General features: G+C 50.7%; 12 protein-coding genes. 7 read left to right on the forward strand and 5 right to left on the reverse strand.

Annotated features, from left to right (window positions below; translation table 11 throughout):
* Positions 1-211 precede the first annotated feature (211 nt).
* The 3 genes from FPE01S_RS16220 (at position 212) to FPE01S_RS16235 (ending at position 3,783) form a co-directional block, all read left to right on the forward strand.
* The gene (locus FPE01S_RS16220; RefSeq protein ID WP_052955904.1) at positions 212-1,528 is read left to right on the forward strand and encodes a sensor histidine kinase; all 1,317 of its coding nucleotides are present in this window, start codon (positions 212-214) and stop codon (positions 1,526-1,528) included.
* Positions 1,525-2,310, forward strand: a complete 786-nt coding sequence (locus FPE01S_RS16225; protein ID WP_052955906.1) for a LytR/AlgR family response regulator transcription factor — start codon at positions 1,525-1,527, stop codon at positions 2,308-2,310. Before FPE01S_RS16220 ends, FPE01S_RS16225 begins: the two co-directional genes overlap by 4 nt.
* A gap of 576 nt (positions 2,311-2,886) precedes the next feature.
* Positions 2,887-3,783 (forward strand): DMT family transporter, encoded by an 897-nt coding sequence (locus tag FPE01S_RS16235; protein ID WP_046370111.1) that lies wholly within the window; start codon positions 2,887-2,889, stop codon positions 3,781-3,783.
* Positions 3,784-3,935: 152 nt separating this feature from the next.
* Here FPE01S_RS16235 and FPE01S_RS16240 read toward each other — a convergent pair whose 3' ends face one another.
* The 3 genes from FPE01S_RS16240 to FPE01S_RS16250 all read right to left on the reverse strand — a co-directional run bounded on the left by FPE01S_RS16240 (position 3,936) and on the right by FPE01S_RS16250 (position 7,024).
* Entirely contained in the window at positions 3,936-4,325 is a 390-nt protein-coding gene (locus FPE01S_RS16240; protein ID WP_052955907.1) for an ester cyclase, read from the reverse strand.
* Positions 4,326-4,432: 107 nt separating this feature from the next.
* A complete protein-coding gene (locus FPE01S_RS16245) occupies positions 4,433-5,155 on the reverse strand; it encodes a helix-turn-helix transcriptional regulator (protein ID WP_046370112.1) in 723 nt (240 codons plus the stop codon).
* Between the two features lie 867 nt (positions 5,156-6,022).
* Positions 6,023-7,024, reverse strand: coding sequence for a Kelch repeat-containing protein (locus FPE01S_RS16250; protein ID WP_052955909.1), 1,002 nt, complete (start codon positions 7,022-7,024; stop codon positions 6,023-6,025).
* Positions 7,025-7,248: 224 nt separating this feature from the next.
* On the opposite strand from FPE01S_RS16250, the gene FPE01S_RS16255 reads away from it, so the two are divergent.
* From FPE01S_RS16255 to bamG, 3 genes are all read left to right on the forward strand, one after another.
* A complete protein-coding gene (locus FPE01S_RS16255; protein ID WP_169749183.1) occupies positions 7,249-8,574 on the forward strand; it encodes a DUF4270 family protein in 1,326 nt (441 codons plus the stop codon).
* 265 nt (positions 8,575-8,839) lie between these two features.
* Complete coding sequence (locus tag FPE01S_RS25930) at positions 8,840-8,989, forward strand: hypothetical protein (RefSeq protein WP_157474064.1); 150 nt, start codon at positions 8,840-8,842, stop codon at positions 8,987-8,989.
* 311 nt (positions 8,990-9,300) lie between these two features.
* Positions 9,301-10,587: a BamG family beta-barrel-assembly machinery protein gene (bamG, locus tag FPE01S_RS16260; RefSeq protein ID WP_157474065.1), complete on the forward strand. Its 1,287-nt coding sequence runs from the start codon at positions 9,301-9,303 to the stop codon at positions 10,585-10,587.
* An 858-nt stretch (positions 10,588-11,445) separates the two neighbouring features.
* Here the strand turns inward: bamG and FPE01S_RS16270 are convergent.
* Together FPE01S_RS16270 and FPE01S_RS16275 are read right to left on the reverse strand one after the other, a co-directional pair.
* Positions 11,446-12,348, reverse strand: a complete 903-nt coding sequence (locus FPE01S_RS16270; RefSeq protein WP_046370117.1) for a ribonuclease Z — start codon at positions 12,346-12,348, stop codon at positions 11,446-11,448.
* Positions 12,349-12,755: 407 nt separating this feature from the next.
* Complete coding sequence (locus FPE01S_RS16275) at positions 12,756-13,166, reverse strand: STAS domain-containing protein (RefSeq protein WP_046370118.1); 411 nt, start codon at positions 13,164-13,166, stop codon at positions 12,756-12,758.
* An 82-nt stretch (positions 13,167-13,248) separates the two neighbouring features.
* Here FPE01S_RS16275 and FPE01S_RS16280 point away from each other — a divergent pair, with 82 nt between their 5' ends.
* Positions 13,249-15,783: an ATP-dependent Clp protease ATP-binding subunit gene (locus FPE01S_RS16280; RefSeq protein ID WP_046370119.1), complete on the forward strand. Its 2,535-nt coding sequence runs from the start codon at positions 13,249-13,251 to the stop codon at positions 15,781-15,783.
* Positions 15,784-15,957: the final 174 nt, after the last annotated feature.

Genomic DNA, 15,957 nt, shown 5'->3' on the forward strand with positions numbered 1-15,957 from the left:
CTAATGCTACTGCCTACGCTAACACTACTGCAGTCAAAGCGGCGATGACCCCATCTTCGCGCCTTTGCACCTTGGCGCCTTTGCGAGAAAAAAATACACCAGCGTGAAAAGCGCAGCGCCTCCAGGCCTCGCGAGCCCGGGCCGGTAGCCGTAAAGCGGCCCCTTGTCGCTTAAAGGCCCGTTTTAACATCTTTTCTTAGACATTTGCGGGATGCAGCAGAATCAATGGTATACGTCTAAAACGGCGGTGGTGTTTTACCATATCCTGACCTGGACGGTCACGCTGTTCCTGCCGTATATCATGCGGACCTACCTGGAAGAGCAACGGGACGCCCGTTTCGGTCCGGATAGTACCCGTTTTGAGCGGCCCCGCTTCGACAGTGATCATGGCAACCGCGATTATGCTGACAAACGGACCCGACACTGGCGCGACCGGGAAAGCCGTGATTCCGCCATTGCACCTTCGGGTGATATAATTCAACCGCCGCCGGATTCCGGGCAACGGGATTGGCCGCAGCGGGACCGTCACGGACGGGGCGGATTTGAGGGTAAAGGAAAAATGGATCCCGGGTTCTTTAGCAATCTCGCGATGGGGCTGAACCTGTTGTGGATCGTGCTTTTCTACCTGAATGCGTATTACCTGATCCCGAGACTCGTTTATAATCGGAAGATCTTTTCCTACATTCTCTGCCAGATCGCCTTTTTTACCCTGATTTCCCTGGGGGTATCCTTGTTGCTGAAGACCAACCTCCATGAGCCGTTTATGCGTTTCCCGATGCCTTTGCTGCTGAATATCTTTCCGTTTTTATTCGTGCAGGCGGGGAGCCTGGCCTACCGGCTGATCGTCGATAAGGTGCGGGGCGAAAAGGACCAGAAGGAAAAGGAGAACGAGGGACTGAAGACGGAGCTGTCTTTTCTGCGGTCGCAGATCAGTCCCCATTTTATCTTCAATGTGCTGAATAATCTCGTGTCGCTGGCGCGCAAGAAATCGGACCTCATGGAGCCGAGCCTGTTGCGGCTGAGCGGGCTGATGCGGTACATGCTGTATGAATCGGATGAGAAGAAGGTTTTGCTGACGCGCGAGGTGGAATACCTGCGCAGCTATATTGAATTGCAGAGTTTGCGATTCGGCAATGATGTGAACCTGCAGGTGGATCTGCAGGTGCCGGAGTCGCCCTGGTATATCGAGCCGATGTTATTGATCCCATTCGTGGAAAATGCGTTTAAACACAGCGCGTCCTATATGAACCGGCCGCTGATTGACGTGATGCTGCGGGTGAGTGATGAAGGCGTATTGCATTTCCGGGTGAACAACCAGTACGAGCCGAATGTAGATCTGATCGGCGAGGAAAGGCTCGATAACCGGAATGAAGGCCGTGGCGATGGCCGCACCGACGACCGCACGAGCGGGATCGGCCTGCAGAATGTGCGCCGCCGCCTGAACCTGTTGTATGGCAGCGATCACACGCTGCTGATCTCCGATAAGGATGGCGTATTCAGTGTCTCTTTAAAAATTACCCTGTCATGATGCTCAAATGTATTGCCGTAGATGATGAACAGCTGGCCCTGGATCTCCTGGTGGATAATGTTTCGCAGGTGCCTTTCCTGCAGTTGGTGGGAACGGCGCGGAATGCGATGGAAGTGCTGCGGTTGCTCCAGGAGACGCCTGTTGATCTCGTGTTCCTGGACATCCAGATGCCGGGACTCTCGGGCATGCAGCTGGCTGCTAGCCTGAAAGGCAAAACGGGTGTGATCTTCCTGACTGCCTACGACCATTATGCCCTCGAGAGTTACAATGTGCATGCGATCGATTATCTCGTGAAGCCGGTGCCCTTTGATCGTTTCCTCGAAGCTTGCATGAAGGCGCTGGACCTGTTTAAAACGCGTGCTGCTACGCCTGGTACCATTGCTGGTGCAGCAGGTACTGCGGGTTCCGGAGCAGGAGCAGGTGCAGGTGGAGGTTCGATGGGAGGGGCTGACGATCCGCGTTATTTGTTTGTAAATGTGGAATACAATATCGTGAAGATCGCGGTGGATGATGTGCTGATGATCGAAGGTTATAAGGACTACGTGAAGATCCACCTGCATTCGACCAAGCGACCCGTGATTACCCGGATGAGCATGAAACACCTCGAGGAAAAGCTCGCGCCGTTTGATTTCCTCCGCGTGCATAAGTCGTATATAGTATCCCTGCAACGGGTAGAATCGATCCACAAGAGTTTCGTGAAGATCGGGGAGCTCGAGATCCCGGTGAGTGAACATTACAAGGAGATGTTGATGGATAGGGTGAACAGGAATAATATTTTGTAAGAGGGTTTGCGGTTTGAAGTTTGGCTGCCCGGGGCTGTCATTTGGCGTGGGTATGTGCTTTTGGAGATTGGGGCAATTTGTGAAATTTACTGAAATCAGCCACCAGACTGCGTTTCAGAAAAATAAACGCAATTTTTCTGTTTAATAAACGATTGCAGTATGTTGGTACTGGTTGTCCTGGTAAAATATTCGATAACCGTTTGCAAATGTTTAAATTGGTGAAACATAGGCTGGTGGCTCATTTCACTGAGTTTTGTAAATCCCCCGTTTTTTAAAAACAACACCTCTTCCGTCAGGACTAAGCAGGGTGGGATTCCAAAAGTTTCTTCCTATATTTGGCAAAATCACTTGTTGCATGAATTGTCGAATGAGTTGGTCCCCTCCAAAGGGATTTTAATATGGCTGGCTGAAGCAGGCCCCCGGTGTTGGGAAATGCCGGTGGAAAAACAGACAAAGTAACCGCCAATCGGACTTTGATTGGAGCGGTCGATGCAGCTTCAGCTTTTTTCTTTTTAAGCGTATTAAAACTGGTTGTCCCGGATCTAAACGGATCGGCGGGGCGACGGACAATTCATCATGAAAAAATCATTTCTCTTTTTGCATGTGGCCGTATTGCTGGCCGGATTTACAGGCGTTTTCGGAAAACTGATCAGTCTCAATGAGGGACTACTCGTATGGTACCGCGTGGCATTCTCTTTTGTGTGGCTGTGGCTGATTGTGCGCCTTTTTAACGTGAATACGCGCCTACCCGGACGCGAGCAACTGAACATTGCCCGCGTGGGCATGTTGATCACGATACACTGGGTCTTTTTTTACGGCAGTATCAAATATGCGAATATATCCGTCGGCGTGATCTGCTACAGCCTGACGAGTTTTTTCACGGCAATCTTTGAGCCGCTCATCAACAGGAAAAAGTTTGTGTTGTCAGAGTTGCTGCTCAGCCTGCTGACGCTGATGGGCATCGCGCTGATCTTCCATTTTGATGCGGATTACCAACTGGGTATCGGCCTTGGGGTGATCTCGTCCGCCTTTGCCGCATTGTACACGATTTACAACGAACGGCTCGTGAAGCGGTACGACAGCAAGCTGATCAATTATTACCAGATGCTCGGCGGCACCATCGGACTCGGGTTGCTGATGCCGGTGTATCTCTATTTTTTCCCGGCCGCACAATTGTACCCAGGTTTGGAAGACACGATCTGGTTGTTGTTGTTGTCGCTTTTCTGCACTGTAGGTCTGTATATACTTTTTGCAGAGTCTTTAAAACGGATCCCGGCGTTTACTGTCAACCTGAGTTTCAACCTGGAGCCGATTTATGCGATCATCATGGCTTTCGTGTTTTTCGCGGAGGGTAAGGAAGTGAATGGCGCTTTCTATGTGGGGATCAGTTTTGTGGCTGCTTCGGTGTTGCTGCAGTCGGTGATCTCCGCGCGGAAGCATCGGCAAGCCGGTGAGCTTACACGCGAGAGGTGAGTGATTATACGAATGGCACACGAGTGTTTCGCGAGAGGGTTTGGCGCTGGCGCTTTTTGACTTTTTGCTGAAGTGCGCCCAATGCCCGGTTTTCGCGCAAAGTACGCAAGGGAGCAAAGCACGCAGGGGAAGCGCTGCGCGCTTTGTTTAAGTCAGACAGCGGCCGGCGCAGCGGAAACACCCAGTTGTTCGAGGAGGGTGATCTGGTCGGCAAGCAGCCAGTGACTCACGATTTTATCGTCCACCACTTCGTAACGGACAGCCACGGGCATTTCCACGTTTTTGAAAGTAGGGGTGAGGCCGTTGAAATCGCCTTCGTGTTTTCCCTGGAACCGGGCGAGGATGACGAATTTATTGCCTTCACAAATCAGTTCATCTACCTGCAGCTGGTAATGCGGAAACACGCTTTCGAAAAAAAGGATGTGTTCAATCAGGTGCTGATCCGTCATGTACAGATCGAGGCTGGTCCTGGTTTTGGGCAAGGTATTCAGGGCATTGATGTACCGGTTGGCAAAACTGCGGATAGCGTTATTGTCGTACATAAACTTTTTTCTTAAAGGTAGGAGCCGGAAGCAGGGAAGTGGTAGCGTAACCGTTGCAATTAATTGTTCATTTGTTGCACACGCAGCGGATCTCACTGGTGCTGATCTCAAAAGCGTGGCCTGTTTCTTTTAGCCAGTGAAGGGTTAATGCCGAACTGTTCGGTAAACACTTTCGTGAAATGGCTGGCTGATTCGAACCCGGTGGCGAGGGCAACTTCACTGACGCGGTAATCCTGCGTCTCCAGCAATTTCTTGGCCTGTTGCAGGCGGATGATTTTGATATAGGTGGCCGGCGCCTGACCGATGATGGATTTGAGTCTGCGGAAGAGCTGTGACCGGCTGATGTGAAGTGCGTCGGCGAGGTGGATGCAGTCGAATTGCGGATCACGGATATGCGCAACGATCAGTTCATTCACTTTTTTCAGGAATTGCGCACTGGATGGATCAAAGACCCTGGTAAGTGTTACGAGGCTGTCGGCATCTGTCAGGTGCGCCTGGAGCCGTTTTCGGATCTCGGCATAAAACAAAGGCACTTTGAAAGCAGCTGGTATTCTGGCAGACCCGGAAAGGAGTGTCGCGTTTGTTTGTGGCGGCGTGTTGATGGCAGCGTTGAGTGGGATTAAAAGTGATGACCTGTTTTGGGAGAACGGCAACCTGTTGGATTGGCTGATTTCTGCCAGTGTAGCGGGATCACCATCAACGGACAAAAAAGGAACTTCATCTGCCCGGACGATCGAGAGCGTGACTGTTTTGTCGTGCAGCGTGGTCGCCAGCCGGGAAACCATGTCTAACAGAAACAAGGAGAGATCGCTGATCGAAACATACACCATCGCGATAAGGTTTTCATAAAGAAACCTATTATATGGGAAATATAAAAGCCCGGAGGACAAAGTCCGTTATAATGCTTCCAGCGGCCCGTGGTTTGAAGCGTTGAACTCACTGTTGCGAAGGAGGGCTTTGGCTTTCGTTGCTTTGGCGAACTTGGCTTTGCCCTCCGACTTTGTCTGCCGTAGCGCTAGCGGAGGTAGAAGCTTAAGCGTAGAAGGGCCTTGACCTTCGTAGCCTTGGCGTAGAAGGTTGCTTCTTTTCTGAAATCGGGGAATTCATATTTTTGAGTGAAATGAGCCACCAGACTGTGTTTCAAAAAATTATTCGGTTAAATGCTGTTATTGTACGAAGGCAAGGCAGGCCTACGCTAAACGGCTAAACCGGCTAAATGACTAAAGGACTAAACGACTAACCGGCCCGACTGGAAGACCTTTCCTTTCAAAGTTCCCTGGATTTTGCTGGCGGAGCTTCCACAAAGTTTACCCGTTTAAGAAATGTATTTTAGAAGGACATCAGCTAAGCGGGTAATACACTAACGGAAACGAGTATTACGCATACGGTTATGAAACGCAGTGTGGTGGCTCATTTCACTCAGTTTTATGAATTGCCCATTTTCACTAAAGTTACTACCTGCGCCAAAGCTCCCATCACCGCTATCGCTTCAGCTGACAAAGACGGCTGACAATGACGGTGGGAGGACGGTGGGCGAAAACGGAAGTGTACACAAAAAACCCGGCGGGACTGATCCGCCGGGTGGGATAACCATTGAAGAGAAAAGTCGAAAAAGGAAATGAGCCGGTACATGCAACAATGTCGTAGGCGATGCCCGACTTCTAAACTCCTATACATCCAAACTTTTAAACAATTTCCTAATCATTTTCATCGTACTCGGCAGCCGGGAAAAACTCCCAGAGATCATCGAGGCGCAGGCTGCTGCTGCGGCCGGTGCTCACGTAGCCGCGGTCGTTGATAGAAAAGGCGATCGCGCCTTCGCGGGCAGTGCCTTCGAAGCCAGTCTTTTCTGTCCACTCATCCGTTGCAGGGTCATACTCCCACACGCTGCTGGTGAGTCCGCCGGTGGTGCCCGTGGTGACATATCCTTTTCCCCCGATCGTGAATGCGACGGCATTCGCACGGGTGATCACATAGTCATCGTCGTAACTGTCGTCGCTGATATTGGCGATCTTTCTTTTTTCGGTCCACTTGTCGAGTTCGGCATCATATTCCCAGAGGTCGTTGATGTAGGCGCCGTTGTTGGTGCCGGTAGTAAGATAGGCTTTGCTGCCGATCACAAAAGCGACGGAAGCGGTGCGTTTGCTGCCGCCGGGACTTACCAGCTGTTCCCAGGTATTGGTGCCGGGATCATATTTCCAGAAATCTTTCAGGTAGTTGCCGTCATAACCGCCGACCACATAGCCTTCATTGTTGATGCTGAAAGCCGTGGCATCATACCGCGCACTGCCACCGAAATCAGCAATCCGTGACCAGCTGTCCTCCGCAGGGTCATAAGACCAGAAATCATTGAGGTTGTTGACGCCGTCATAGCCGAGTCCCACATAGATGTGGTTGTTCGCAGCAAAGGCAACGGCGGAGTTGCGCGGTGAACCGGGGAAGGGCGCTTTCTTTTTCCAGAAATCTGCAGTGCCATCATATTCCCAGAAATCGCTGAGGCGGTTGGTACCATCATAGCCAAGGCCCACATAAGCTTTGCCTCCCAGCACGGCAGTTACGGCTTCACTGCGGCCAACGCCTTCGAAATCGGAGCGCCGCACCCAGTTGCCGATCTTATCATCATCTGTGCTGGAACTCTTGGTGCATCCGGCCATCCAGAGCGATGCACACAGGAAGAGGCTTGCTGTAAATCTTTTCACGTGTTATTGATTTTTACGCAAAACTTGAGGAAACAGCGGCAGCTAAAAAGACTGTCGCGACCATGTCCGCATTTTTGCCGACAAGCTTCAGATTTGGTTAAGGACTTGTTAAGCGGAAGAGATGTCGGAAATTACGCTGCGCATGTAGCGAAGCCTTGCAATTTCGTAGCAATGCAAACATCGGTTGTTGATGGATGAAAGTTCTTTGCCGCAAATCCGAAGGCATGATGCGATTTTCCAGGGGGACGGCAAATGATCCAGGCAGCAGCAAAGTAGTAGTGGTAGTGATGACAGCCGTGATCGTTACAGCAATGGCGGCGTGTTCCAAAACCAGCCAGTATATTGATACGATCGCTCCTTCGGATAATCCCTACCTGATCCAGGTAGATACCTTCGGTGGCGCGTTCACCACGCTACGGGTAGATTCTTTTGTGACGTCATCACAACCCTACGCTGCCGCAGGTTACCTGAAAGACGCGGTGACAGGCTCTGTTTTTGCTGCACATTATTTTCGTTATACGTTGCCGGTTTGGGAAGATATTCCGAACACGGCTGTCTTTGATTCCCTCGAACTCATTTTGAAACTCACCCATTCGTGGAGTGGTGACAGTACCCAGCCCTACCGCCTGCGGGTAGACCGCCTGTCGCAGGCAATCACGAACGACAAAAATCTTTTTTACAATTCCTCTTCACTCGCCACTGCTGAAATGCTCGGAAGCTTCAGCGAGGTGATCCGGCCGGTAGCCACCGATACGCTCCACATCCGCCTGAGCCAGAGTTGGGGAAATGAACTCTATGAACTCCTCCGAGAACGTGGCGCCACGGTGATTTCCCTTGATAAATTCCAGGACTATTTCAAGGGGCTGAAATTGTCCGGCGACTCTTCTGCAAGCAACATGGTTTTGCAATTCAAAGACAGTATCACGATGCGCCTGCACTACCACGAACGCAATGTGGTCAATATCTCGAGGACCATCGATTTTCAGAAAGACTATTCCCCGCACCGCTTCAACCAGATCAAACAGAATTTCGCAGGAACCGCTATTGACGTGATGAACAAACAACTCGAAGTCCGCTCCAACGATACGCGCAACCAGTTCTTCCTCTTCGAAGCCAACCGCGTGCGCGCCACGCTGAAATTCCCGGACATCAAACAGCTGCTGCAGGCAGCGTCATTCGTGAAAGTGATGGGGGCGGAACTAGAATTACGACCAGCGCTTAATTCTTTCACGAGCTATCCGCTGCCACCCAAAGTGGTGCTGTATGAGCAGAAAGAAGACGGGACGCTGAACGGACCGCTTTCCACGACGGCCGGTGTACAATACGGCTCGCTGTTTATCGACAATGTTTACGGCAAGGATACCCGCTACACCTACGATATCACCAGCTATATCACGAGCGCGCTGACGGCAGATGATTATTCGGCATCCAAGCTGGTGATTGCCGGCGAAGGGGGAGATAGCACGCTGCATCGTTTGGTCGCGGGTGATTTGCTCGCGGCGGAGAATCGCTCGCGGCTGGTGCTTTCTTTATTGGTGTATCATAAGTAATGTGCATTGCCCGCTGACATTGTCAGCCGTAGCGATAGCGAAGGCTGAAGCCTTGGCGTAGGTGGGTTTCGCGCGAGGTGTTTGCATTGATGATGATATGGCAGGCGCTGTCTACCTACGCTAAAGCTCTAGTAGGCGCTGCGCGCCTTTCACGCGGGTGTATTTTTTTCTCGCCAAGCACGCAAAGGAGCAAAGGCGCAGAGAGGAAGTTATTGATTAAGTATGAGTTGGTGTGGATGATTGGCAGCTGGTATTACATGAAGTAATGAAGAAGGTCGTATCCGGCGCGGTGGATGAGGCGAAGGTAATGGCTGGGATAAAGGAAGCAGTAGTACAGGAGAAATGGACCAGGTTATGCAGGAAGACGCGGCATGAAAATGCAAAAGATCGTAGGTCGTATGAAAGTGAGGTTTGAGGAAACGTGAAAATGATACCAGCAGTCCTGCGGTAAATGAAAATATGATTCGGACCTACATCAACGATTGGACAATTGATTCGATAAACAACATTTTACCGGCACCTCGGGAATTATACAAACAAAACATAAATATTCTTTGCGTCTTTGCTCCTTTGCGTGCTTGGCGAGAAAAAAAGTACACCATAGCGAGAAAGGCGCGCAGCGCCTACTAGAGCTTTAGCGTAGGTAGGCAGCGCCAATATATCAGGAAACGAGTTCCGGCTTTAACCCCATCGCGAGAAAAAGCATCGCGTGAAAATTGACAGATTATGAGACCAGTGACCCATCGCGTGACAACTACATCGGCCCGGCCAGCAAGATTTATTCTTCGGGCGTGCCTTGCGGGCTTCTTCCTGTGTTTTGCGGGCTTTTCTTATGCTCAGAATGGACTCAATTCCATTTATTCGGCATACGGCATCGGCGATGTGCAACTGCGCGACTACAATGGCTACTACGGTATGGGCGGGCTTGGCGCGGCAATGCCTTCTATCACAACGCTGAATGAAAATAACCCGGCGAGCTACGGCTATCTGCCGCATAACCGGATGATGATGGAACTGTCTTTTGGCGGGAAGACTGCCAATTATGTGAACAGCACGCAGAATGTGAATGCGGGTGACTTTACCATCCAGAAAGCTACCATGGGCTTCAGCCTCTTCAAAAACTGGGGCACCGCATTCGGACTGCGCAAATATTCCACCGTGGACTATATGACCTCGGGTAGTCGTTTTCTTATCGGAACCGATACTAAAATGACCAGTAAGATCGATGGAACGGGCGGGCTCAACCAGTTCTTTTTCTCCAACGGGGTGCGCATTAAAAAGCACCTTAACCTCGGCCTCAGCCTTACTTATTTGTCCGGCTCGGTGAACCGCAAAGAGACTGTTGATGCGGATGTTTCCAGTGCACTGACGGTGGACAAGAATACCTATTACGGCAATTTTGTTTTCAATGCCGGCGCGCAGTACCAGTTTAGGATGGGCAAGTGGAAATGGATCGCGGGAGGTACCTATCAGCCGGAGCGGCGGCTGACACAGACGATCGACAACTCGATAACGGATGCATCGGGGAATACGTTGGTGAAAGATGAATCGGTGAACGGCTATTTCGACTATCCATCGCTGTGGTCAGCAGGACTCACGATGTATAACGACAACTGGAAATTCGGCGCAGATTATATCCGCCAGAACTGGAACGACGTGAATTACAAGGGCAGCGGTTTCCAGACCACCAATTCCAACAATTACTCCGCTGGGCTGAGTTATACCCAGCCGCGCAAAACGATCTTCGGATATATGGATGGTCCGACGTACTCGGTTGGTGTCAATCTCGATCAGAGCTACCTGATCATCGATGGCACGCAGGTGGTGTCGGTGGCAGGAACTGCCGGCATTTCCCTTCCGAGCCGCAGCAATTTGTACCACTATCATTTTGCCATCAAAGCAGGGCAGCGGGGTACCAGTACGTATCCGCTCGTGAAGGAAACGTTTGTTGAATTCAACTTTAATGTGAGCCTCGCGTCGTTACTGTTTACGGGAGGAGAGAAGTATAGGTAATGTTTAGGTGTTTAGTGGTTTAGAAGTTTAGTTGTTGCCGGGGAGGACGAATTGATTGGAAATTTTAGCTACAGGTGACTGACAATAAATAAAAAGTGTTTCCCGGTGAAGCCAAAGTTGTAAATCGGCAGGTTGGAGGAAATCGGCAGGTTGGAGGAAATTGGCTGGTTGGAAGAATCAGCTGGTCGGAGGAAATTGGCTGGTCGGCGTCAGCCTGGACAATAACCGGTGACTCAAAACTGCCGGGAATTCACCTTCTTCCAGGCTTAAACAATACTTTCTGTTGAAGGCCACTCCGCAAATGAAAAACCTTTTCGAACGTATTTCTCAACCCGTTCGTCATAAAGAGAATTATTCCAAAAAGGATAAGTCCAAAGAATATAAGGAGCAGTAAAATATCTGACTTTGCTCCATTAAACATTGTTTTTATTTCAAACAGTTCACATAAAAAAAGGAAAGCCATCAGGTAGAAAAAGAAAACCAAACCCAGGTTTGGCCGAAGGGTTGTTTGAATTATCGTTCTTTGTCCATCGCCAGTGATAGTTCCTTTAATGGAGGCAAAGTCGTTCCCGAAAATTCCCCGAATATATCCAGGTGTCCACTTGTGTGTAAACCCGAAACTTTTTTCTGCGGTTACTTCCCCGGTGATATTGTCAGAAATGTCTGTCCATTTTCTATTGGCAACTTTTGAAAAATCAACAAGAACACGATCAATTGGTTTTTTAACGGTGTATTTGTAACTCCTGGAGAAAAGTAAGTCCATAAATGGGTTTGTAGAAGCAAATGGTAAGTTTGGTGCTGAAGCGTGGTTGCCGTCATACAGAAATGCAACAGCTAAACTAATAAACTTTCAAACTACTAAACTCTATAACTCACTCCCTCTATTGCCAGCTGCGAATTGCCGAACACTTCCTTTGCTTCCTGTTCAAAGAGATCCAGTTTTTCGTATTTCGAGCTGAAGTGACCGATCAGGAGTCGGCCGACGTTGCCCATCAGGGCGATGGTGGCTGCCTGGTGGGTGGTGCAGTGGAAGCGGTTGGCGGCACGGTCGGCCAGGTCTTTGAGGTAGGTGGCTTCGTGGTACAGGAGGTCAACGCCGTTGATATGGGGCACCAGGCGTTCGTCGTAGCAGGTGTCAGCGCTGTAAGCGTAAGATTTTCCACGGGGTGCCGCTTCGGTGACCCAATCGTTCTGAATTAGGGTACCGTCTTTGGACTGGTAATTTTCTCCCCATTTGAGGCGATCATAGAAAATGGCAGGGATGCCATGTTCGCGGGCCTTTTCGGGAAGAAGGCGGCGCGGGGCCTTGACCTGTTCGAACCGGAAGCCCCAGCAGGGAATCCGGTGGCTGGTGGGGAAACAGGTTACCCGGAAACGGTCATTTTCCACGAGCAGCGATTTTTCTTCCAGGGCATGAAAATGAAGGGGATAGGGCAGGTGGGTGTCGGCCACTTTCAGCTGGAGCTGGATGATGTCGTGCAGGGCGGCGGGGGCGAAAAGGTGAAGGTCCTGCTCCCGGCCGAGGAGGCCCATGCTGGTGATCAGGCCGATCAGGCCGAAGTAATGGTCCCCGTGCAGGTGGGAAATGAAGATGTGCTGGATCTTGCTCCGGCGGATCTTGTACTTGGCCATCTGCATCTGGGTGCCTTCCCCGCAATCGACCAGGAAGAGGAATTCATCCAGTGTTACCACCTGGGCGGTCGGGTGCCGGTCGAATGCCGGTAGGGCGGAATTATTTCCAAGAATGGTAACTGCTAACATATTATCCCGGCAAAAATATAAAAAGGGATGGTTTGAAGTTTGTATTTACCCACAGAAGCTTTTAGCGAAGGTGGGGGTTTGAGGTTTGGGGTTGTTTCCCGCATAGTTTAGAAAGTATTTATAGGGGAAATGCATGAAGTTAAATAAGTCCTCCGGTCGCTTCCCTCCCCAATTCGTGCCACATTTTAAAGGTTATTCCGACACTAATCCACCATTAAACCCTCTGCGCCTTTGCTCCCTCTGCGTGGCGGCGAAGGCGCCATTGCGTGAAAAAAATCTCCGCGGGAAACCAGCCCGCATTACACAGGACCACCCGAAAGCAAACCTTCAAAAAAAGAGCTGTGTGAAACAATATCCCCCGAAAAACAGCAAAAAACCACACCTGCGCGAAATGCCACACCCGCAGGTTAATTATCCTGCGAGAGATCCGCCTGGAAGCCAGGTTCGTCGTCGTCGAGGAGCTCCCGCTCGATTTCTTCCATCTGGACGATATCCCAGGCTTCGGATTCGGTAGGGGTGGCACTCATCACTTCCAGGAGATCCTGCTCATCAAGGTAAGTTTCGAGGGCAGGTTGTATACAACAAATGACAAAAGATGCGTTATGTTCATAGAAATACTGCTGCACCTTCACCAATGCTTCAGCAGCTCCGAGATCCATACCCTCTACTTTGGAAAGATTGAAAACGATGTTTTTAACGTCATTTTGTAAGTAAGTCTCTAAACGGGACGTTAAACCATCTGTCATATTAGCAGTGATCTGCGGGTCTTCTACAGTTATGACATGGAATTTTTCCCTGGTATCAATTTTGACCTGCATAGGCGTAAATATTGTGGGTTTGAGGGCAAACCTAAACTCAAAAATATTCGTTATTATTGTATAACACACAACTACTTATAAAATGGACAACAATTTTTCAGCCCAGGTAAAAGAGATCATCTCGTTCAGCAGGGAAGAAGCGTTGCGTTTGGGGAATGACTTTATCGGCACCGAGCATTTGTTGTTGGGGCTGATCAGGGAAGGTGACAATACTGCTGTCCGTATTCTGAAGAGTTTCAATGTCGACCTTTATGAGCTCCGCAAGGAAGTTGAACTGGCCGTCAAGGACAAAACCGGAAAGAATATAGCCAACATCAACAGTCTGCCCCTGACCAAACAGGCGGAGAAGGTAATTCGTGTGACCGTACTCGAAGCGAAAGCTTTGAAAAGTCCGACCGTAGAAACCGAACACCTGATGCTCAGCATCCTCAAAAACAAAGAAAATATCGCTACCCAGATCCTCAACCAGTTTGACGTGGACTATGACCTGTTCCGCAACGAACTCGGTGTGGTGAAGAGCAACGATGTGCGCGCTGAGTATCCCGACGAAAACGAAGACGACTACGACGAAGAAAAGAAATACAGCGCCCAGAAATCAAAAGCCGCCGGCAATACGAAAAGTAAAACGCCGGTGCTGGACAATTTCGGCCGCGACATCACGCGACTGGCAGAAACCGGAGCACTCGATCCCATCGTTGGCCGTGAAGACGAAATCGAAAGGGTATCGCAGATCCTCAGCCGTCGTAAAAAGAACAACCCCATCCTCATCGGTGAACCCGGTGTGGGTAAGACCGCCATCGTGGAAGGCCTCGCCCTCCGCATTGTGCAGCGCAAAGTGAGCCGCGTGCTTTTCGACAAGCGCGTGATCTCCCTTGACCTCGCTGCCCTGGTTGCGGGCACCAAGTACCGCGGTCAGTTCGAAGAGCGCATGAAAGCCATCATGAACGAGCTCGAAAAGAACCGCGACGTGATCCTCTTCATTGACGAGATCCACACCATTGTCGGCGCCGGTGGCGCGAGTGGTTCCCTGGATGCCAGCAATATCTTCAAGCCAGCCCTTGCAAGGGGTGAATTGCAGTGCATCGGTGCCTCCACGCTGGATGAGTACCGCATGTACATCGAGAAGGACGGTGCCCTTGACCGCCGCTTCCAGAAAGTAATGGTTGATCCGCCTTCCGTGGACGAAACCATCCAGATCCTCACCAACATCAAGAGCAAGTACGAGGATTATCACAATGTTACTTACAGCGACGACGCGATCGACGCCTGCGTGAAACTGAGCGACCGCTACATGACCGACCGTCTGCTGCCCGACAAGGCGATCGACGTGCTCGATGAAGTGGGTGCAAGGGTTCACCTGAAAAACATCAACGTTCCCGAAGAGATCCTGGAACTCGAACGCAAGATCGAGGATGTGAAGAACGAAAAGAACCGCGTGGTGAAAAGCCAGAAGTTCGAAGAAGCGGCCTCCCTGCGGGATACTGAAAAGCGTCTCCAGGAAGAACTCGAAAAAGCCAAGAACAATTGGGAAGAGGAAAGCAAACACAAACGCTACCCGATCTCAGAAGAAGATATCGCCGAAGTAGTGAGCATGATGACCGGCATCCCGGTAAAACGGATGGTGCAGGCAGAAAGCGAAAAACTGAAGAAGATGTCCGACGACATGGGTACCATGGTGATCGGCCAGGAAGAAGCGATCAAGAAGGTGGTGAAAGCCATCCAAAGGAATCGTGTCGGCCTGAAGGATCCCAAAAAACCTGTCGGCAGCTTTATCTTCCTCGGACCGACCGGTGTCGGTAAGACCGAGCTGGCGCGTTCCCTCGCCCGCTACCTGTTCGACAGTGAAGATTCCCTGATCCGGATCGATATGAGTGAATACATGGAGAAATTCACCATCAGCCGCCTGATCGGTGCGCCTCCCGGCTATGTGGGTTACGAAGAAGGTGGTCAGCTCACCGAAAAAGTGCGCCGCAAGCCTTACAGCGTGATCCTGCTCGACGAAATCGAGAAAGCCCACCCGGATATTTACAATATCCTGCTGCAGGTACTCGATGATGGCCAGCTCACCGACGGTCTCGGCCGCAAAGTGGACTTCAAGAACAGCCTGATCATCATGACTTCCAACATCGGCGTTCGCCAGTTGAAAGATTTCGGTGATGGTGTTGGTTTCGCAACGGCAGCCCGTACCGCGAGCACTGACGAAGCAAACAAGGCGGTAATCGAGAAAGCGTTGAAGCGTACCTTCTCCCCCGAGTTCCTGAACCGGATCGATGATGTGGTGATCTTCAATTCTCTTACCAAGGAGCATATTTTCTCCATCATTGACATCCTGCTGAAAGGGGTGATGAAGCGCCTGAACAACCTCGGCTTCTCACTGGAACTGACCGAAGAGGCGAAGAGCTTTATTGCAGAGAAGGGCTATGACGTTCAGTTTGGTGCCCGTCCCCTGCACCGCGCCCTCCAGAAATACCTGGAAGATCCGCTCGCAGAGGAGATCCTGAACATGACGATCAAGGAAGGCGATATCCTGATTGCCGACCTCGATAAGGAGCAGAACAAGCTGACTTTCCGTATGAAGGAGTCAAGCTCGCCAAGGAAAGAGAAGTCCGAAGCATAGAAGAAAAGCTCGCTGATATATTTAAAGCCGCCCGTTGGGCGGCTTTTTTCATGCAAGGAGTTGGGTAGGAGAGTGTCGGTCGCTGGCGCTCCCTTTTTTTCGCGCAAAGCACGCAAAGGAGCAAAGGCGCAAGAAGAATAGGAAATGGAACAGGGGTGTGCTTTTTCGGAAAGG

Source organism: Flavihumibacter petaseus NBRC 106054, assembly GCF_000974785.1.
Classification (GTDB): domain Bacteria; phylum Bacteroidota; class Bacteroidia; order Chitinophagales; family Chitinophagaceae; genus Flavihumibacter; species Flavihumibacter petaseus.